The 19679-nt window shown below is 44.8% G+C and carries 16 protein-coding genes and 2 tRNA genes; 4 read left to right on the top strand and 14 right to left on the bottom strand.

All coding sequences use genetic code 11. The features are described 5' to 3' along the window. Nucleotides 1-4 precede the first annotated feature (4 nt). The 3 genes from clpP to ACDJ59_RS01700 all read right to left on the bottom strand — a co-directional run bounded on the left by clpP (nt 5) and on the right by ACDJ59_RS01700 (nt 3434). Nucleotides 5-595 (bottom strand): ATP-dependent Clp endopeptidase proteolytic subunit ClpP, encoded by a 591-nt coding sequence (clpP, locus tag ACDJ59_RS01710; RefSeq protein WP_211084575.1) that lies wholly within the window; start codon nt 593-595, stop codon nt 5-7. A 379-nt stretch (nt 596-974) separates the two neighbouring features. Continuing rightward, nucleotides 975-2315, bottom strand: a complete 1341-nt coding sequence (tig, locus tag ACDJ59_RS01705) for a trigger factor (RefSeq protein WP_413407426.1) — start codon at nt 2313-2315, stop codon at nt 975-977. A gap of 138 nt (nt 2316-2453) precedes the next feature. Beyond that, a complete protein-coding gene (locus ACDJ59_RS01700; RefSeq protein ID WP_413407425.1) occupies nt 2454-3434 on the bottom strand; it encodes a hypothetical protein in 981 nt (326 codons plus the stop codon). A gap of 189 nt (nt 3435-3623) precedes the next feature. Between ACDJ59_RS01700 and ACDJ59_RS01695 the strand changes: the two genes are divergently transcribed. Together ACDJ59_RS01695 and ACDJ59_RS01690 are read left to right on the top strand one after the other, a co-directional pair. Next, a tRNA-Arg gene (locus tag ACDJ59_RS01695) sits at nt 3624-3697 on the top strand. A 498-nt stretch (nt 3698-4195) separates the two neighbouring features. After that, nucleotides 4196-5425: a CynX/NimT family MFS transporter gene (locus tag ACDJ59_RS01690; RefSeq protein ID WP_413407424.1), complete on the top strand. Its 1230-nt coding sequence runs from the start codon at nt 4196-4198 to the stop codon at nt 5423-5425. A gap of 147 nt (nt 5426-5572) precedes the next feature. Here ACDJ59_RS01690 and ACDJ59_RS01685 read toward each other — a convergent pair whose 3' ends face one another. The 6 genes from ACDJ59_RS01685 to ACDJ59_RS01660 form a co-directional block, all read right to left on the bottom strand. Further along, nucleotides 5573-5908 (bottom strand): transposase, encoded by a 336-nt coding sequence (locus ACDJ59_RS01685; protein ID WP_413407423.1) that lies wholly within the window; start codon nt 5906-5908, stop codon nt 5573-5575. A gap of 13 nt (nt 5909-5921) precedes the next feature. Further along, the gene (locus tag ACDJ59_RS01680; RefSeq protein ID WP_413407422.1) at nt 5922-6320 is read right to left on the bottom strand and encodes an IS3 family transposase; all 399 of its coding nucleotides are present in this window, start codon (nt 6318-6320) and stop codon (nt 5922-5924) included. A gap of 128 nt (nt 6321-6448) precedes the next feature. After that, nucleotides 6449-7138 (bottom strand): transposase, encoded by a 690-nt coding sequence (locus tag ACDJ59_RS01675; protein ID WP_413407421.1) that lies wholly within the window; start codon nt 7136-7138, stop codon nt 6449-6451. Between the two features lie 154 nt (nt 7139-7292). Continuing rightward, nucleotides 7293-11252, bottom strand: a complete 3960-nt coding sequence (locus ACDJ59_RS01670) for a S8 family serine peptidase (protein ID WP_413407420.1) — start codon at nt 11250-11252, stop codon at nt 7293-7295. Nucleotides 11253-11634: 382 nt separating this feature from the next. Beyond that, entirely contained in the window at nt 11635-12405 is a 771-nt protein-coding gene (locus ACDJ59_RS01665) for a class I SAM-dependent methyltransferase (RefSeq protein WP_413407419.1), read from the bottom strand. Between the two features lie 292 nt (nt 12406-12697). Next, nucleotides 12698-12771, bottom strand: a tRNA-Arg gene (locus tag ACDJ59_RS01660). Nucleotides 12772-13061: 290 nt separating this feature from the next. Between ACDJ59_RS01660 and ACDJ59_RS01655 the strand changes: the two genes are divergently transcribed. Further along, the gene (locus ACDJ59_RS01655; protein ID WP_017692583.1) at nt 13062-13355 is read left to right on the top strand and encodes a DUF4870 domain-containing protein; all 294 of its coding nucleotides are present in this window, start codon (nt 13062-13064) and stop codon (nt 13353-13355) included. 175 nt (nt 13356-13530) lie between these two features. Here the strand turns inward: ACDJ59_RS01655 and ACDJ59_RS01650 are convergent, their stop codons facing one another. Together ACDJ59_RS01650 and ACDJ59_RS01645 are read right to left on the bottom strand one after the other, a co-directional pair. Then, nucleotides 13531-13887 carry a hypothetical protein gene (locus ACDJ59_RS01650; protein WP_413407418.1) on the bottom strand — a complete coding sequence of 119 codons (357 nt, stop codon included), beginning with the start codon at nt 13885-13887 and terminating at the stop codon, nt 13531-13533. A 31-nt stretch (nt 13888-13918) separates the two neighbouring features. Then, nucleotides 13919-14218, bottom strand: coding sequence for a hypothetical protein (locus tag ACDJ59_RS01645; protein ID WP_017692581.1), 300 nt, complete (start codon nt 14216-14218; stop codon nt 13919-13921). Nucleotides 14219-14410: 192 nt separating this feature from the next. Between ACDJ59_RS01645 and asnB the strand changes: the two genes are divergently transcribed. Next, on the top strand, nt 14411-16255 hold the full coding sequence (asnB, locus tag ACDJ59_RS01640) for an asparagine synthase (glutamine-hydrolyzing) (protein WP_413409688.1): 1845 nt from the start codon (nt 14411-14413) through the stop codon (nt 16253-16255). A 142-nt stretch (nt 16256-16397) separates the two neighbouring features. On the opposite strand, the gene ACDJ59_RS01635 is transcribed toward asnB, so the two are convergent. The 3 genes from ACDJ59_RS01635 to ACDJ59_RS01625 all read right to left on the bottom strand — a co-directional run bounded on the left by ACDJ59_RS01635 (nt 16398) and on the right by ACDJ59_RS01625 (nt 19566). Then, nucleotides 16398-18092 carry a methyl-accepting chemotaxis protein gene (locus tag ACDJ59_RS01635; protein WP_413407417.1) on the bottom strand — a complete coding sequence of 565 codons (1695 nt, stop codon included), beginning with the start codon at nt 18090-18092 and terminating at the stop codon, nt 16398-16400. Nucleotides 18093-18415: 323 nt separating this feature from the next. Beyond that, nucleotides 18416-19300, bottom strand: coding sequence for an IS3 family transposase (locus ACDJ59_RS01630; protein ID WP_413406016.1), 885 nt, complete (start codon nt 19298-19300; stop codon nt 18416-18418). Next, the gene (locus ACDJ59_RS01625) at nt 19249-19566 is read right to left on the bottom strand and encodes a transposase (RefSeq protein ID WP_413406014.1); all 318 of its coding nucleotides are present in this window, start codon (nt 19564-19566) and stop codon (nt 19249-19251) included. The genes ACDJ59_RS01630 and ACDJ59_RS01625 overlap by 52 nt, the downstream gene beginning before the upstream one ends. Nucleotides 19567-19679 lie beyond the last annotated feature (113 nt).

The raw sequence follows: 19679 nt of genomic DNA, 5'->3' as shown, positions 1-19679 counted from the left end.
CCCTTTAGGAATTGATCGGTCTACTGAGCACCTGGTCAATAATGCCGTACGTCTTAGCTTCTTCAGCGCTCATGAAGAAGTCACGGTCGGTATCCCGCTCAATTTTCTCAAGAGGCTGACCCGTACGATCGACGTATATTTGATTCAGTTTCTGACGTGTTTTAATAATCCATTCTGCGTGTATCTTAATATCCGCAGCCTGTCCTTGAATGCCGCCAAGCGGCTGATGAATCATTACTTCGCTATTTGTCAGCGAATATCTCTTACCAGGTGCACCGGCTGTCAGCAACAACGAGCCCATGCTTGCTGCCATCCCTACGCAAATGGTAGATACATCCGGCTTGATAAATTGCATCGTATCGTATATACCCATCCCTGCGGTGACAGAACCACCAGGTGAGTTAATGTACAAGCTGATATCCTTCTCAGGATCGTCGGCTGCCAAAAACAAAAGCTGTGCTATGACAAGATTGGCTACATCGTCATCAATCGCACTGGTTAGAAAGATAATGCGATCTTTCAGCAAACGTGAATATATATCGTAAGACCGCTCGCCTCGATTGGTTTGTTCTATAACCATTGGCACCAGACTCATGAGACCAACCTCTTTTCTACATGTAATTAGACATAGGCCACCTGTAAAGCAAACCCAAATTCATTCTAACACTTTCCTGTGACAATGTCATTTTTCACAAGAGGGGTCAGACATCCGTTTGTTTGCTTTTTTAACCTGATCATATTTAACCATGTTTTCTATGTATGTGCAAATTGAAGCCATCCTATGCCGTCTTGCCGTTTTTTATTTGCATGAAGTACATAGGTATGTAAAAAGTGTACACAGATCAATAAAATTAGTGTTCATCCATATAATTACTTCATCTTCTATAAAATGGATGTCATAATTTAAAAATAAGGCACGCAATAATTCACGTGCCTTATCGTTTATTCAACTGACAAGTTGATAACCGCTTGTCTTATTTTTCGTCAGCTTCTGCAACAACTTCTTCAGCTGGAGCTTCAACTGGCTCAACAACTGTGCTGTTCTCAACAAGAACGTCAATCGTTTTACGCAGTTTAACTTCATCACGAAGGCTGTCCAGGGAACCATTACCTTCGAGGATGCCACGGATCTCATCAGCAGGACGCTTGTAAGATTCAGCCATTTTCTCGAGTTCTTGATTCACTTCTTCATCAGATACTTCAATGTTTTCCGCTTTACCTACAGCTTCAAGCACCAGGTTGTTGCGAACACGTTTGGAAGCATCTTCTTGCATTTGCCCTCTCAGGTCAGCTTGAGTCTGGCCAGAGAAGCTCAAGAACATTTCAAGGTTCATACCTTGGTTTTTCAGACGGTTGTCGAAATCACGCATCATGTTCTGTACTTCGCTGTCAACCATTGCAGCAGGAATATCCACTTCAGCGTTCTCAGCCACTTTTTCTACAACTGCATTTTCTTGAGCAGCTTTGGCTTCGTCAGCTTTACGGGATTCCAATTGTGTTTTCAGATCAGCTTTGTACTCTTCAAGTGTGTCGAATTCGCTAACATCTTTAGCAAACTCATCATCCAGTGCAGGAAGCTGTTTGCGTTTGATTTCGTGAATTTTCACTTTGAATACCGCTTGTTTGCCAGCAAGTTCTGCTGCATGATAGCTCTCTGGGAAAGTTACTTCCACGTCTTTGAAGTCGCCTGTGGACAGACCCACAACTTGCTCTTCAAAGCCAGGGATGAATGTGTTGGAACCCAGTTCCAAAGAATAACGCTCAGCTTGTCCACCTTCGAAAGGTACGCCATCAACGGAACCGTCGAAGTCGATTACTGCAACATCGCCGTTTGCTGCGGAACCTTCGTCAATTACAACGAGTTCTGCGTGACGTTGTTGAAGACGCTCAAGCTCTTCTGCCACTTCTGCGTCCGTTACTTCGCCTTTAGCTACAGCAACTTCAATTCCTTTGTATTCACCCAGAGTAACTTCTGGTTTAACAGTTACTTTAGCTTTGAATTTGAACGTTTCGCCTTTAGCGAATTGCTCTACATCTACGTCAGGACGATCAACCGGGAAAATATCCGTTTGGTCGATTGCTTCTGTATAAGCTTCAGGAAGCAAAATGTCGATTGCTTCTTGATAAAGGCTCTCTACACCAAAACGTGCTTCGAAAATGGAACGTGGTACTTTACCTTTACGGAATCCTGGTACGTTTGCTTGTTTAACCACTTTATTAAAAGCCTTGTCGAGTGCTGCAGTTACACGATCTGCATCCACTTCAACCTCAAGAACCCCAAGGTTCTTCTCTATCTTTTCCCAAGTTGCTTTCATTGTATACTTTCCCCTCCAAAATTCACATGTTCACGTAGACAATCACGTACAAAATAACCATTTTAGTATAAACAAGATTAGATTCTTTTTCAAGGGGAATCCCTTGATACAGTTTAAGGAAAACGTTTCCGGCCTCGATTAACCGTCCAAACCGGCAGATACAAACTGTTTCATCGAACGATATGCCTGCTCCAGTCGAAAGCGCATCGCGCCTGTCACAGCATACATTGAGCGGGTATTTTCCTCATCATGCGAACCACCCAGACTGTCTGCAACGGTCATATGTAGAGCTGCTGCCCATATATCTGTCATGGAATCATTTTCTTCCAGCATCGAAACATAATCACGGGTTCCATACACCGCCATGACATATTGTATCCACAGTTCCTGGGCAAAATAAAAGAGCGTAGGTTCATGAACCTCCGTCTGATCTGCCACTCGTTCCAAAATCTGAACGATTTGGAGCGGGAATTCTTCTGGTTTAAGAGGCACGGTATCAATCTCGACTTCAACCTGCTCTTCGCCTCTCGTAAACAGGATCATACCTTGAACACCTCGGCGACGCAAGGTTTGCAACACTCTGAACTGAAGCAGAGGATGAAGTGACTTCTCACTTAGCCAGCTAGTAAGCGCATCATCAATCTTCGGTAAGTCGAGATAGGCCAGCTGCTCCAAAGCCAGCATCGTCTGTTCAGACAGCGGCTCTTCCATTACTGTGCGAAGCATCTTATCAGCATAGCCATCATCCTGTTCAAGCTTCATTCGGGCATGCTGCCGTGCCATGTCTTCCTCACTAATCTCTTCTTCCTCTTCTCGTTCTTCAAGAACGGCAGGCGAGGTTTCTTCATATTGAGGAAACGCAGCCTGAAGCCATTCGAGCAGAGCCCGCCATTCATCATAGTGGCGCTCTTCCTGTCCCTGGCATTGCAGCAAAAAGTGAAGCAATTTCATCGCTTCACCATACCGTTCATTTTCAAGCATAACTGTCAATTGAATCTGGTAATAGTCCAGCGTCTTAGGAAACAGCACAATATTGTTGTTATGCTCGGTTTCCGGGGTCGTGGATTCCTTAATGGGAGCACCTCCTCTATATCCTGAATCTCCAGTCGGAATCAACATAAATAGATGTATATATTAAAACGATTGTTGATCTATTTTCTGAGTTCTCCTGATATTCTAACATAACCTTAAATATAATGAAAAAAACGTTACTGCCGCCAAATATCATATACGAAAAATAGTTTATAATAAAATGCTTGATATTCCTGTATGCATATGATAAAATCAATTTTGCTTGAAAAAATTCATGTCTCAGTAGCTCAGCTGGATAGAGCAACGCCCTTCTAAGGCGTCGGTCGGGGGTTCGAATCCCTCCTGGGACGTATTAAAAAGAAGCTTCCTTCGGGAAGCTTTTTTTGCGTTCTGGGGATGAGAACCCCAATGGTTCGTCGGAGCATCCGCTTCGTTACGTGATCTATGCGCTGCATTGGAGCGTCCGCTTTTGCTTACTCTATAAGCAACACGTTGAAGTATCGATGTTCTAACGAACATAGGACACTTTATTTGCTGCAAATTCAGCATCATGGAATTCTAACGAATCTTAGAGAGCTTATTTCACCATTCTGAGGTATTAACTCAATTATTTGCGCTTCATAGCCAGATTAACGTCGCTGAGGTTCGTTAGAATTTGAAAATAGCGTTTTTACCCATTATAAGACCTCGTGGATTCGTTAGAGTTCACAGGTTAGCCAAGGCACCCACGGTCCATTGGGTGTTTTTTCATTTCATTGCTCAATATTGACATAGAATGTTATGCTTACGGAGTGGATTATGTAACAATCCATACATATTAACTTCTTAGGAAACAGGAGATTTTATCAATGTCATCTTCATTACAGCAACACTCATCGATCCATACCGAGGACGAACATTCTTCGACATCCAAAAGATTCGGCCTGTTATTAGCAGGCATTATCGTCATCGCCGCTACCATGAGGTCACCGATTACAGCAACCGGACCTGTCGTGGAGATGATCCGCTCAGATACAGGTATCGGCCATACAATGGTCGGGCTTCTGACCTCACTTCCTTTGCTCGCCTTTGCAGCAGTCTCTCCTTTTGCACCACGTCTTGCCAAGCGGTTAGGACTCGAATCTGCTCTGCTATTGGCTGTTATGATTGTAACCATTGGGGTGGCATTACGCTTGTTGCCTTCCGTTCTCTCCTTATATGCAGGAACCGCAATTTTGGGGTGCGGCATTGCATTAAGCAACGTGCTTTTGCCAAGTTTGATCAAACGTGATTTCCCATTGCGGGTAGGTATCGTCACCGGATTATACTCTGTATCCATGAATATATTTGGTGCCATCGCCTCAGGTGTGAGTGTGCCCGTAGCAGGAGCCACATCTATGGGTTGGCGTGCTTCGTTAGGCATGTGGGCCCTGTTGTCCATATTGGCGCTTCTCTTGTGGCTCCCCCAGATCGCCGCAGGACGTCAGCGAATGTTATTCATAGCCACACAGAGTGAAGGGACACCTGTACGTCTACGGACCTCTTCCCTGGCCTGGTTCATTACTTTATTTATGGGTCTGCAATCTCTAATATTCTATACAACGATTACCTGGCTTCCCGAGATTCTCGCTGAGCAAGGATTCAGCCCCACCTCAGCAGGGTGGATGCTATCCCTAATGCAGATGGTTAGTGTACCAGCTACCTTTATCGTTCCAATCCTCGCCGGCCGAACGCGAGATCAGCGTGTTCTAACCGCGATAACGTGCTCTTCTTTAATTGTCGGCTATGCTTTATTGTTAAGTGGCATCGCTTCGCTCGTTACCATCGGTGTCACGTTGGCAGGAATAGGTGCTGGAGCTTCATTTGGCATGGTAACAATGTTCTTCGTCCTTCGCACAAAAGATGCCAGACAAGCTGCCAGCCTGTCCGGTATGGCCCAGTCCTTCGGATATATGCTCGCGGCAGTTGGACCTCTACTGTTCGGTATGCTTCATGACTGGACAAAAGGATGGACCCTGCCGTTGCTAATCCAGGTCATTCTGGCCATTGCTCTGCTAATCGCAGGGATTCAGGCCAGCAAAAATAGGATGATCGGTTAGTCATATAATTCATTTATAAAAAACAACAAAACGGCCTCCATCCTGCAAATGAAGTGCTCCCTGTCAAGTAGACAGACTAAAAAACAAAATCATTCGTATTTAATATCCCCTCGGTTTTCAAAACTGAGGGGATTATTTTTTTCTTAGTTAAGCTGCTCGTCGATATTCGTTAGGGGATAAGCCGTTTAGTCGTTCGGTGTATCGAAAATTATTGTAATAATGGATATAAGTTCTTACACTGCGAACAAGACTGTCATACGTATCGTACTTCTCCAGATAAAAGCTTTCTGCTTTAAAGGTACCCCAGAATCGTTCAATGGGTTGGTTGTCCAAACACCGGCTTACACGAGACATACTTTTTGTAAACTTGTATCTCTTTTCAAGTTGGTTGTATTCCAGCGAAGTATATTGAAAGCCGCGATCACTGTGCAAGAGCGGCGTAGCATTCGGGTTTCCTTTATAAGCTTTCTTTACCGTATTCATGACAAGCTCATTGTTATTGGAATGGTTGAAGTACCCATGAAACAATAGAGTTGTCATATCCGTCAATAATCGCACTCAGATAGGCCTTACGGCCATTTCCGTACTTTAACTCTGTTACATCGGTGCACCACTTTTGGTTGGGAGCCACCGCTTGGAATTTTCGGTTCATGATATTCTCAGCGATATGAAGGGCTGGAACTTTCAAATATTTGGATCGCTTTTTACGAATCACTGCCCTTAATTCAAGGGCTCGCATGATGCGGTAATACCGTTTACGGTTGTAACTTTTTTTAAGCTTACGATTCAACTGAGTACGCATTTGGCGATAACCGAGTATCCCATTTCGTTTGTTATAGCGACGCTTGACCTCCTTGGCCAGTGCAAAATTTTCAAGTTCCCTGTTGGATGGCATCCATTTCAACCACTTATAATAGGCAGATCGGGCGATTCCTGCTAGCTCACAGAGCTTGGTGATCGCATATCCTTTCTCGGCATGCAGTTCCGTAATCGCTTGATAAATGTCTGCATGCCGAACAAAGGTTAGCGTGTATTTCTTCGCCGGATCTCTGCCAACTTTTTTGCGAGTGCATTCTCCATTTCTAAATGCTCATTTCGTGCCTCGAGTTCCTTGATCCGAAGCTTTAATCGTTCCTGTTCGTTTAGCTCTTCTACCAGCTTTTTACGACCTCGGAGGTCTTTTAAGGCTTCATGACCATTCGCCTGATATTTACGAACCCATGCGTACACTTGCTGGTAAGAGACACCGTACTTGTCGATGGCTTTCTGATAATCTAAATCATGGGCGATGGTGAATTGTACAATTTCAATACGTTCTTCGTAAGTCGTTTTCCGTCCTTTATTCATATGAGGGGATTCAATCCTTTGGCGAGTTGGTTTCATTTTCACCCCTTCAGTATACTTGGAAATCCAGCTCTCTAACACAGATTTACTCGAAATATGATACATTTTCGCTACCGCTCGTACAGAGTATTCACCAGAGAGTACATCTTGAATAGCAGATCGTTTTAGCTCCTTGGAGTAAGATTTCCATCTCTTGGATTCTCTTAATCCATCTTCTCCATCTACCTTGTATTTTCTTATCCAATCGGTAACTGTGTTTTTATGGACCCCCAATTGTTTTGCCTCATGGTTAGGATTGGATTCATGTTGCAGACAACGCCTTACAACATGAATCTTGATTTCATATGAAATCGGGCTTCTTTTGGACATTACAAAAACTCCCATCAAGGTAGAAGTAGAGTTTTGTTTTTTCTACTGTCTACCTTAATGGGAGCATATCAAAATCAGGATGGAGGCCGTTTATGCATAGAACAATTCCTTCATTAATTTAATCAATTTCAATCAATTTCAATGAGGAATGAACTTATTTCACTTTTACCTTAATCGTGTCTGTGCTGGTAACTCCGGCTGCGTTAATTAACTCTGCCCGATACGTATACGTACCCGATGCTTTCCCGGACAGTGTAGTCACAGCACTTTGCGCATAAGGTGTAGCCGAACGGAGTTCTTGCGTATCAATCAACTTATCATTTTCATAGAGACGATACTCAGAAGCATTCGTCCCCCACCACAGGTTCATGGTCACCTTATAATGGCCGTCGCCATCCCAGTTATCTTGAGAGAGAACCGCTTTGCCTGGCGTTGCATTGGTAACCTGAACAGTCAACGTCTGACTCCGAGTTGTTCCCTTATCGTTGGTCAGCTCTGCCACGTACGTATACGTGCCGTTGGCTTTGCCCGTGATCTTCGTCTGAGCAAACTGTGCCCAAGGCGCGTTGTAAGTCAACTTTTGCGTATCAACCAAAACCCCGTCCTCATATAACTTGTAGCTAGTTGCGTTCTCGCCCCACCACAGGTTCATTGTAACGATATACGCGCCCTCTGGTAAGCCGTTGCCTACCCAATTATTGTGAGACAATACAGGCGTACCTGGGGCCTTGGTTGCCGGAGTTTCAGGTTCGGTCTCCACGGCTTCCAATTTCAGTGCCGTATTGGCTGTACCCGAAAGCCCCTGTTGGTCTTTTACCGTAAGTTCAACAGCATACTCGCCTGCTTCAATCCCCTCCAAAGGAAGGCTGAAGCTGCCATCAGCTTGTACTTCAAAGACTCCTTCTTTATAAACCGAACCATCCTCTTTTTTCACAACATACGTTGCTTCCAGGGAAGCGGCCGGATCAAACGTAATGTCCCATCCGCTGGCAAGCGCAGGAGCTACACGGAAGTACAAGTCTTCCACGCTACCATTAAGAACAGCAGACTCATCCTCTTTGAACTCCAACGCTTCTGGTGCAGTTACAGCGGGAGCTGTCTTTTTCACCAAAAATGGCGAAGTGTCTTCCTTATAGGTTTTGCCGTCCGTACCAATGGTAGTGATGTCTACCGTATATAAACCATCCGGAATCTCAGTCACTTCATCAGTTGTGTAATCTGCATATGAGCCGTCCCAAGCAAGGTTGTATCTTGCATTGGCATTGAAGTTAAAATAGTTACCAAAGATGGAACCAATATAACCATCTTGATAATATCCACCTTCCGGATTAAGACCATCATAGATCTCAATCAGGGCAAATGTCATTGGATTATAGAATTCCATCGCTACATTAAGGGTATCCAACGTACCATCAGCCTTCAATGGATAGTGGAATGGATTTTTCTCAGTGCCTTTTACGGTTTCAATATACTTAACCCCACTCAACGTAACGTTGAAATGAGCAACATATGGCACAGTAAAAGTATTGGTTCCATTCGAGACCTCAATGTATCCTTGTGCTTCTGTAGTCGCAGTAACCCCACGCGGAACGGTGATTGTCACTGCAAGTTCTTCCTCACCATTCAATGTAAAGGAATTCTTGTCTACGGCAACGGATACACCAGCGACATTACGAGTTGGATTCACATTTACGGTGTAATCCCCGCCACTACCATTCAGCGCTTCAACTTTAATTGTTTTGGTAATCGTCTTTTCATCTGTGCTCAGGAAATTACCGTAGTTGATACTTCCGGTGATATTCTCCTTTTCAACAACAGAGCCACTTTCTGTGTATTGAGTTACATCAAGCACTTTGACAAAAGCAGCAGGATCAATGGTATTAACAGCCTGAATACGGCCAGCACCTTGATCAAATACATCAAACTTGGTTGTATCCAACACCTTACTATTGTTCATCAGGGCAACTTTGATATCAAATGGAGTCCATTCGGGATGCTTCTCGATCAGCAAAGCAATCAAACCTGCTACATGAGGTGTAGCCATACTTGTACCTGATTTACGATCATAAGCTTGTGCGTAATCTGCGTCTGGCTCATCCTTGCCGTAGGCAGGAATCGTAGACAAAATGCTTGTACCTGGTGCAACAATATCCGGTTTGATGTCCAGTGTCACCTTTGCAGGTCCACGTGAACTGGATGAACTCATTTCATCGCCCGGAGTTTGGGAACGTTCAAAATCACTAAAGCTCACTTCAACGGCTTGGCCTGCGTCCAGCTCAGCCTTGATCACATCTCCATCTTCCTTGGACATGCTCAGTGTTGGAATGAGTTCAAAGTTATCGCCCAGACTTACACCAATTGGGCCAGGAATGTTGTTATATACAATAACAGCCACGGCTCCGGCCGCTTTAGCATTGGCGATTTTCTCTACAAATGCGATTTCACCACGCTGTATTAATGCCACTTTACCTGTAAAATCCTTACCTTCAAAATCAGTTGGCTTACCCAGTGCTGCATATTCAAGCTCATATTTCCCTGTCAAAACAGTTTCAGGGTCTGCCGAAAGGCTCCATCCCATCAGATCCAGACGGTAAACCGACTCTGTAATAGCCAGTGGAGCTTCAGTCGGAGCAATTACAGACTCTTCTTCCACAGGGGCAGCTTCAGGAGAAGCTTCAATGGGTGCAGAAGGTGATGCAGATGGAGTATTTTCTTCCGTTGTAGCTTCTCCTACATTCGGAACTTCAGCTTCGTTAGAAACTGTGTCCTCCACAGCTGTTGCACTTTCCTCATCAGCAGTTGCGGGTACATCTTGCTCTGAACCTTCAGGCTCTTCTGTTCCAGGTGCCGTACCCAGTTCAGGAGATTGTTCAACCTCTGGCACCGGTTGTTGTTCAGGTTGTGCCTCTTCGCCTTCCTCACCAATCCAGAAGTGAGTATCGGCTGTAATCAGCTGGCTAGGTCCTGTAGAGTTACCTACCGTAATTGCCATTGCAGACGCACCCGGAGAACCGAGTGTATAACGGTTAGGTCCATTGTTACCACTTGCTACAACCGCTGTCACACCAGACAACATCGCATTGTTTAGGGCAACCGAAGTGATATAACTCGGGTCGTTGGCGGCGTTACCTAATGAGAGATTAATTACGTCCATACCATCTTCAACAGAACGATCAATTCCGCCGAGTACCCATGAGGTTTGACCACTACCATACGGTCCAAGTACACGGTAAGCATAGATATCTGCTTCAGGAGCAACACCAACAATACCGTAGTCCCCTGCTTCGCGAGCAGCAACGGTACCCGCTACGTGCGTACCGTGGGAGGTGTAATAGGCGCTTCCAGTAGCATTGAACTCAGGTTCACCCGAAGCTTTCCATTCTTGATATGTCGCTTCATACGGATCATTGTCGTTTCCAACAAAGTCCCATCCGCCTTTGTAAGCTTCCTGCAAATTAGGATGTTCATAGTCAATCCCTGTATCAATGACTCCGACTTTAATGCCATTTCCTTTGTAACCCAGATCCCATACTTCAGGTGCACCAATAAAAGGCGCTGTGTCTTTCATGTACGGGTTCACTTCATCTGTCTCGGGCGCTATTGTAACTTCAAGGTCAGGATATACGCTGACCACGCCAGGTATTTGAAGCAATTGTCCCACCTGGTTTCCTTTAAGCTCAATCGCTACACCATTCAGGGCATATGCATATTCTTCCAATACTTCATGTTTGATTTTCTTCTGAGTGAGGCTATGTACAAATGACTGTTGTTGTTGCTCAACTTGAGTCACAGCCTTTGTTTCCATAGAGGAGGTAAAAGATTTTCCGGAGAGGGTTGATTCACCTTGCGCTACTGCAACAGGTTTATTGGAAAGCTCAACGATCACTCGGGTGTTCTCTCCACCCAGACCTTCCAAGCTTTTATCCAAAAATGGATCTGCGGCAAGTTTTGCTTCCCGTCCTGCAAGAATCTCTCTCCATTGTTTGGCTTCGGCTGTACTGGGTAAGTTGTCAAGCTGAATAACTGAATCTGCGGGAGCGGCTCCAGCCGCGGGGAGAATAATGGAAAAGACCATCAGAACACTTAATAACGTGGATATCAATCGTTTACTCAAGGCTTTGCCCCTCCTTTTAAATGTGAATACGTCACCAAATGATGGGTTCCTGCTGTTTGTGCGCACTCCAATTTCACCGCCTATCTGCAAGAAGATTGACCCTTGGTAAATTATTCTATCAAAATACCACATTTTCCTTCTAAATACTTACAAAAATGATATAGAAATTACTTATATGGGTCTTGAGTATGATAAAAATATCCATTTGTAATTATTTGTCGTTTGAATATTTCATTTTTAAAATAATGCATCAAAAAAAGACCAAGAGCCTCTTTATCCGAAAGAGATTCCTGGTGTATAGGGGAAGCGTGGTTAGTATACAAAGAATCGCGGAAATTCGTCTAACATCGATAAAAATTGCTGTATATCACTGAATTCTACTTTATTCTGGCTTCACGGCTTCAATACGCAGGCGCTTGTAATCGGCATACATCGCATCATCTTTCCAAAGGTGAGACATCACGATCTGACTGGTTTCATGGCATATTTGTTGTATCTCTTCATGACTGAGACCCTCAAAATAGTCCCCTCCAAAATGAGTCAACCAACCTACTATACCTTGCTCACCATCTTCCAATCTGGTAGGACGGTCATAGTGATAGGCATGACGCACCACAAATCCAACTTGCTCTAAAATATGGCTATATTCTCCGATCGAAGGAAAATACCAAGGATTGCGTTCCGATGCACGAATGCCCGTGTTACGCTCCATAACCTGCTCTAATGCATTCACAATGGTCTGCACGTTCCCTTTACCACCGAATTCTGCTACAAAACGCCCTCCGGGCTTCAAAGATTTCCATATACTATCCACCACTAATCGCGGGCTTCGCATCCAGTGCAGGGCTGCATTGGAGAAGACGGCATCATACAGTCTATTCGTCTCAAACTGATGACCGTCTCCTTCCACGAACTCAAGTTCAGGGAATTTCTCCCTCGCACGGCGAATCATGTCTGGCGATGCATCCATGCCAATAACTTCAGCTTCGGCCAGAGAAATTTCATGCGTCAAATCCCCCGTCCCGCAACCCAGATCAAGGATGTATTCCCCTTTTTGGGGTTGAAGCCACGAGATCAGGTTTTTGCCGTATCCGGAGACAAAAGCCAGTTTGTCGTCATACTCATCTGCTTGCCATTGATTTAATGATTTCATGGATACCACCGTCGCTTTCGTTATTGATATCCTCATTGTGACACAGAATTGTTTATTCTTTAAATATATAGATTCTATATTGTTTATAGGTATAACCAATAGAAGACTTCCTCTGAACGCAAAAAACTTCCCGAAGGAAGTTTCTTTTTAATACGTCCCAGGAGGAATACTCTCCTTCCAGTCGAGACTGCGATGTAGCGCTAACGAAGCGGATGCTCCGACGAACCATTGGGGGATCTCTTCCCTTGAACGAAAAACAAGAAGCTTCCCGAAGGAAGCTTCTTGTTCTTTACGTCCCAGGAGGGATTCGAACCCCCGACCGACGCCTTAGAAGGGCGTTGCTCTATCCAGCTGAGCTACTGAGACAAATATGTATAATAAATTTTCGGCGCGGTTCTTATTATACTCTGATTTCTATATTTTTCAATAGTTTTATAAAAAAATTAATAATTATACTTAAATGCGGGTTCGAAAATGTCTTTTCCGTATATTCTCATACTCCAGTCCCTTTGAGAATATGATAGCTTGAACCAGGTTATATTGAGGAGATTGGGACATTTAGAGTAAGATTAACATCAGACATTTTCAATGTCAGAATTGCTGGGTAATCTTTTGCATACATACATTTCAATGATCCATTGAAGGAGAGAATCGTCATGAGACAGCTTTTATCAGCCCTATCCTATTTCAGTATTTTCTTTGCCCCGTTCCTGTTTCCGATCATTATATGGATTGTTGCCAAGGATGATTACATTGAGGGACATGCAAAACGCGCCTTATTCTCACATGTATTCCCCTTTCTCGCTGCCATTCCGTTATTTTATTTCTTCGTGACTGCGCATAGTCTGGGTTCCGCCGTCGGGTTTGTCATTCTATTCTTTGTGATCTACGGATTAAGCTTTGTGTACAACGTGGTCAAAGGGATTCAAGTGCTGCGCGAGTATGCTTGATCACATCTCCACCTGGACTGACCTCGCATAACAAACCCCGCCGTTCACAACGGCGGGGTTTTCCAGTTACAGATGCAGTCACAGCAACCAGCAACAGCAACAAGTCACTGCGTACGTATGCTCAACATTAAATTCTATCCCACTATCGCCACATATGTTGCTGGAGCGTTACCTGTTAAGCCTGCCCGATAAGATAACGCTGAAGTGTTGGACCAAGCAAACCAAAGGAAAACAACTCACTTTGAAAGCTAGCTTTATCTTCTTCTACTGTCATACCTTCGCTGTTCTCAAATGCGTTATCTGTCGCCTCTTCAAACGCAGTATGCATATTATTGTTATACCAGTCGATCGCCGAATCGGAGTGATTGCGTACAATCCGAACAACTTCCAGCGAATTTCCGGGCTGTGTTGAGGCCACGTATACAAGTAACGACGGATCTCCGGCATTTCCAGGCTGCACTTCAACCTCTGCACAAGACAATCCATCTACCTCGGTTAATCTGCGTATTTTGGCATCTTGAATGGCATACATTCGTCATCGCGCTCCTTTTCCTTTGTGCTTATCATGTACTTTGTTCAATCTGGTATCGTGTCTCTGGTGTGCCCAATCGGTAAATCTCTCGATACACCTGTTGTAATACCGTTTCATACGCTCGGTTTACGGACTCCTCCGGTGTATCTGGCCATGGGAATACCATACCAGGAAAGGCCTCTTCCTCCTTTTCCTGCATGAGGCTCAGCAGTCCCAGTAATTGCTCCGCTTCCTGCGGCGTTGCCTGAATGATCCATTCATATGATGTTACGGACGGATCAGGAATAACGGAGCGGCCCATGACAGACACATAATACTTCATACTGTCCATTGCATGTTCTCTCCTTCACAGGCATGTTGAGGCCGTTGTCCCTAGAACTAGTTTCCGAAGAGGACAGACATTTTATGCCTGCTTTCGGCATATATTTGTTACGACCTCTGACGAAAAGACAACATTTGCTGGTTGCCAGTAACTAAGCAGCCATACGGATGAATGACTCGACCAAGAAAGGATGAACAAACCATGTGCGGTATTACCGGCTTCATACAGTGGAATCGGGATTTGACCCAGGAATCAGAGCTGCTGGTCCGTATGACGGATAGCTTGTCGAACCGGGGGCCCGACGCTTCAGGTACATGGATCTCCAATCCTTGTGCCTTTGGACATCGGCGTCTTAGTGTAATGGACCCCGAGAACGGCGCACAACCCATGCATGCGTTACAGGGAGATACCTCCTATACCGTCGTGTATAACGGAGAACTATACAATGCACCCGAGTTGAAAAAGGAATTGCTCCAGCGGGGGCATCAGTTCCGCACGCAATGTGATACGGAAGTGTTGCTCGCTTCTTATATTGAGTGGGGACCGGCATGTGTTGACCGGTTTAACGGTATTTTTGCTTTTGCCATATGGGATGGGGGACGCGAACAGGTTTTTATCGCACGAGATCGCCTTGGCGTGAAACCTCTGTTCTACAGTAATAACAAAGACACTCTCGTATTTGGTTCAGAGCCCAAAGCTCTGCTTATTCACCCGGATGTGGAAGCCGCTGTTGGCCCGGAAGGATTGGCCGAAGTGTTTATTGTAGGGCCTGCACGGACACCAGGACACGGCGTATACTCTTCACTGAGCGAACTCAAGCCTGCGCACGCTCTGATCTATAACCGAAACGGGATCCGAACCTATGCCTACTGGAAACTGGAAAGCCAGAATCACGAACATAACCTGGAAGAGACGGCAGCAGAGGTACGCTCTCTCTTGCAAGATACACTGGAGCGCCAGTTGGCTTCGGATGTTCCAGTATGCTCTCTTTTATCAGGAGGACTGGACTCCAGTGCCTTGTCTGCATTAGCCGTGGATTATTACAAGCGGACCGGGCAAGGCCAAGTCAGTACGTATTCTGTCGATTATGTGGATAACGCCAAGCATTTCCAGGCGCATTCCTTTCAGCCGGGTGCAGATGGTCCCTGGATTAAGCGAATGGTGGATGAACTCAAGACCGACCATCACTGGATTGAGATTGAGAACGGAGAACTGGTTCATGCACTGACACAGGCCATGTTAGTAAGGGATCTGCCAGGTATGGCCGATGTAGATTCCTCGCTCTATTTGTTCTGTAAAGAAATCAAAAAAGGGGCCACCGTTGCCATTTCAGGCGAAGCAGCGGATGAAGTGTTTGGCGGTTACCCCTGGTTCCATCGAGAAGATATGCTGAACTCCGGTACGTTTCCGTGGTCTGTAGCGCCTGATATGCGAGCAGCGTTGTTATCCCCGGATATCCGGGAATGGATTCGGCCACTCGATTATTTGGCAGACCGCTATTCGGATGCAGTGGCTGAAGTGCCTCTGTTGGATGGGGAAACAGGTAAAGCTGCACAAATGCGGGTGATGTCCTACCTGAACATTACACGTTTCATGCCTACACTTCTGGATCGCAAAGACCGGATGAGCATGGGGGCAGGACTGGAAGTGCGGGTACCTTACTGTGACCATCGTCTGATCCAGTATGTGTTTAACATCCCTTGGGAAATGAAAATAACCGGCGGGCGGGAAAAAGGTATTCTGCGTAAAGCACTCGAAGGTGTCCTGCCTGACGATGTGTTATATCGCAAAAAGAGTCCGTACCCGAAAACACATAATCCACAATATCTGGCCGCGGTCAAACAACAGGTACTTGATATCCTGGATGATCCCACATCACCTATTTTGCCTTTGATCGATAAAGCTCAGATCCGCAATCTTGCGTCTTCGCCAGATGCAGCTTCCAATCTTCCCTGGTTCGGGCAGCTCATGTCGGGTCCCCAGTTATTTGCTTATCTGACTCAGATCAATACCTGGTTGCGGACATATAAAGTTGCCATTCGTTAGAATGACCCACTGATCGCTACTTCATCTAAAAAAGGGTGCCAGAAGAACAGCATAACTGTTGTTCTCCTTGGCACCCACTTGTTTTACATACACGATATGATCATTTATAAATATTGAACTTCACCCAGAAGTATATCCATGATTACACTTTGAATCGACTGACGGACTCCTGTAACTCTTCAGCCATAGAGGAAAGGTCATTAGCCGCCGATGCGATCTCCTGCATGGCAGACAGTTGTTCCTCGGACGTTGCACTAACTTCCTCTGTTCCGGCAGCCGCATTCTCTGTTACTTCCATGATGGTTTTCATCGACACATTGATCTGTTCGACACCCGCCGCCATTTGTTCAATGGATGCAGATACCTCCTGAGTCTGACCTGCGACATTGCTAACAGCTTCACGAATCTCCTCAAAAGTACCTCCTGCTTTACGGACAAGTTCTATGCCTTCCTGAACCTCAGCGTTTACTTCTCCCATGGATTGTGATGCATTATTCATGCCATTGCGTATAGCAGCTACGAGTACACTGATCTGTTCCGCTGATTTCGCAGATTGATCAGACAGCTTGCGCACCTCGGTTGCTACCACTTCGAATCCACGACCATGCTCACCTGCTCTTGCAGCTTCAATAGCCGCATTAAGAGACAACAGATTTGTTTGTGCCGATATTTCGGAGATACTTTCAACCATAGATCCAATCTCATCTGAATGATTGCCCAGTTCTTCAATAACCTTAGCAAGTACACGTACAGTCTGATGAATGGAGTTCATCTGCCCAACAGCCGATTGAACCGCATCATTACCAGATATGGTTTTCGCTGACGCATTTGTTGCTTCATCCGACATATTTTGTGTATTCACTGTCATCTGCTGAAAGCCTGTGGACAATTCATTAATCGTATGAAACCCGTCTCCAACCATACTCACTTGCGTATCCATACCCGTAGCAATCTCTTCCATCGTTGTAGCTACCTGTTCGGTCGCTGTCGCCGTTTGCTCAGTACTTGCCGTTAATTCCTCAGAAGAAGCAGCTACCCGATCTGCATTTTGACCCACCTGATGGATTAAATGACGCAAGTTATCCATCATCTTGTTGAAGGATTCCGCCAGTTCTCCGATCTCATCCCGATTACGAACAACAATCGCCTCACCCGTCAGGTCTCCATCGGCAATTCGGCTTGCAGCCCTTGCCACATGTGCAACTGGTTTGGATATGATTCTCCCCATGATCAATGCAATTACCACGCCTAAAACGATCGAGATGATACCAATGATCATGATTAAACGAAGTACTTTTTGAATGAGTTGATTGGCATTTACAATGCCAGTGTCCAATGAATTTTGCTGATGTTGCTCCATGGCAGTTACCGTTTCTTCAAATCCGGATATGATCGTTGGACCTGTATCTAACAGCATCCTTGTGATCTCGCTAGTTCTGCCTTGTTTTTTCAATTCAATGACACTCTGTCCAAAGGCATAATATTCCTCCGCACTGCGGTCTGAACGATCCAGAAAATCAATCATCGTTGGGGTTTGAATGCCTGATCTTAATTCTTCGCTTGTTTTACGGTAATCTTCATAAAAAGACTTGAATTGTTGCTCGCTTTGATCATTCTCTTCCGTCACAAAATTCCGTAAAGCAACCTGCTGTGATTTCACATCGATGATCATGTTTTTGATCGTGAGCAGTTTCGCGGTACGCTCCCGGATTAAATCCGTAAACGTTTTCTCAACCGAGATAAACTGAGTATATGAGATGACTACAACGGCCACCAATAAAAGAAGTACAGAACCAAAACCTAAAAGCAATTTCCTACTAATGGATACTCTTTTCATTTCATTTCCCCCATACGTTTCAATGTATTTCAATCATGAATTATGTAGTCAGTCTGAATGCTAAAATCTCCCCTCCTTTTACTTCAAATAAAAATGGATAAATATGAGACTACTTGAAATAGGTTAGCATATTTGTGCATTCAAATATAGGTCTATAGTATCTACCCATACTATTTTTTAGGTTTTTATGCACATCTAAGCGACAATATACTACATCTCTTTTATCCTAAATTACACATTTTGAATCGTTAGACCAAAATAAAAAAAAAGACTTTACCCAGCAGTGGTCAAGACCCCATTTAGTAGACATTATAAAAAAAACCCTAGGCTGCAAACTGGCGTCGGTACTCTACCGGCGTCAGTTTTTTTAGTTTCCGTTGTGGTCGTTTTCGGTTGTAAAAACGGATATACTTTTCGATTTTGCTTTGTGCTTCGGTAAGCGTTCGGATATGATAAGGATAGAGTCCTTCCGTTTTGAGATGCGAGAAGAAACTCTCCATCGAGGCATTGTCATAACAATTTCCTCGGCGAGACATGCTGATTTGGGCGCCAACCTTTGGCAGCATGTCGTGGTAAGCATGAGATGTGTACTGGAATCCCTGGTCGCTGTGAACGACTAGTCCGGTCACGTCTGTTTGCTTCGCAAACGCCTTGCTGAATGTGCGGAGCACCAGTTCATTGTCATTGCGTTCGCCTATTTCGTAGGCCACAATTTCGTTATTAAACAGATCCTTTATGGCTGAAAGATATATCCAGCGCTCTCCCACACGATACTGGGTAATGTCCGTGACCCATTTCTGATTCGGTTTTTCTGCACTGAAATCTCGCTTCAAGCGGTTCTCTGCTACACGCTGCGCAGGTGCATACGAGCTGTTGGAGCGCCGTTTACGACGGATTCGAGATTGAATACCGAGCATTTGCATCAGGCGTAGCACCTTTTTGTGGTTCATCCAAATCCCCTGATCTTGCCAAAGGAACAACTGGAGCTGCCGATAACCATATTTGCCTTCATATCGTTGATACGTTTGAAGCACCTGTTTCTTCGCCTTTGCGTCGCGATCGAATCGTTTACGTTTTACATAGGCATAAAATCCACTCCGTGACACGCCAAACACATCACAAAGTTTCTGGATATCCCCGTATGCCGCTACTTTTTCTATGATCTGAAATCTTTCTTGTTTGCTTCCTCCTTCCAGATTACCAAGCACTTTTTTAGCAACTCATTCTCCCGTTTCAGTTTTTGCACATAGCGTTCTTGATCCAAATATTCTTTCCGTCGACCTCGCTGATCCATCAGTCCAAACTCGCCTTGTTCCCGGTGTTTTCGCATCCAGCGTTTCATTCGTCCCGGGTCATGAATTCCCAAATGTTCATTGATCTTTCGGTAAGTCCAGCCCTCAACCGTATGCAGACGAATAGCCTCTTTTTTTATCTTCTCCGAATACGTTTTATACTTTTGTCCTTTAATCGCCATAAAAAAATGCACCCCCTAGAATTTCATCGGCTAAACCCAGGGGTTTTTCCAATGTCTATTCTAAGGGGTGCACTCCAGCAGTACTTACTGGTGTAAAGTCTTTTTCAATTTCA

It is taken from the genome of Paenibacillus amylolyticus (genome assembly GCF_047302515.1).
Lineage (GTDB): Bacteria > Bacillota > Bacilli > Paenibacillales > Paenibacillaceae > Paenibacillus > Paenibacillus amylolyticus_G.
The sequence above is the reverse complement of the archived record's forward strand: the minus strand, read 5'-3'. Positions and strand labels throughout refer to the sequence as shown.

Bases quoted from the DNA above. Each gene is read 5' to 3' on its own strand.
- asnB (WP_413409688.1), top strand. From the start codon at position 14,411: ATGTGCGGTATTACCGGCTTCATACAGTGGAATCGGGATTTGACCCAG.
- clpP (WP_211084575.1), bottom strand. From the start codon at position 595: ATGAGTCTGGTGCCAATGGTTATAGAACAAACCAATCGAGGCGAGCGG.
- ACDJ59_RS01645 (WP_017692581.1), bottom strand. From the start codon at position 14,218: ATGGACAGTATGAAGTATTATGTGTCTGTCATGGGCCGCTCCGTTATT.
- ACDJ59_RS01655 (WP_017692583.1), top strand. From the start codon at position 13,062: ATGAGACAGCTTTTATCAGCCCTATCCTATTTCAGTATTTTCTTTGCC.
- ACDJ59_RS01680 (WP_413407422.1), bottom strand. From the start codon at position 6,320: ATGCCATCCAACAGGGAACTTGAAAATTTTGCACTGGCCAAGGAGGTC.
- ACDJ59_RS01690 (WP_413407424.1), top strand. From the start codon at position 4,196: ATGTCATCTTCATTACAGCAACACTCATCGATCCATACCGAGGACGAA.
- ACDJ59_RS01685 (WP_413407423.1), bottom strand. From the start codon at position 5,908: ATGAATACGGTAAAGAAAGCTTATAAAGGAAACCCGAATGCTACGCCG.
- ACDJ59_RS01650 (WP_413407418.1), bottom strand. From the start codon at position 13,887: ATGTATGCCATTCAAGATGCCAAAATACGCAGATTAACCGAGGTAGAT.
- ACDJ59_RS01635 (WP_413407417.1), bottom strand. From the start codon at position 18,092: ATGAAAAGAGTATCCATTAGTAGGAAATTGCTTTTAGGTTTTGGTTCT.
- ACDJ59_RS01625 (WP_413406014.1), bottom strand. From the start codon at position 19,566: ATGGCGATTAAAGGACAAAAGTATAAAACGTATTCGGAGAAGATAAAA.
- ACDJ59_RS01675 (WP_413407421.1), bottom strand. From the start codon at position 7,138: ATGTCCAAAAGAAGCCCGATTTCATATGAAATCAAGATTCATGTTGTA.
- tig (WP_413407426.1), bottom strand. From the start codon at position 2,315: ATGAAAGCAACTTGGGAAAAGATAGAGAAGAACCTTGGGGTTCTTGAG.
- ACDJ59_RS01700 (WP_413407425.1), bottom strand. From the start codon at position 3,434: ATGTTGATTCCGACTGGAGATTCAGGATATAGAGGAGGTGCTCCCATT.
- ACDJ59_RS01665 (WP_413407419.1), bottom strand. From the start codon at position 12,405: ATGAAATCATTAAATCAATGGCAAGCAGATGAGTATGACGACAAACTG.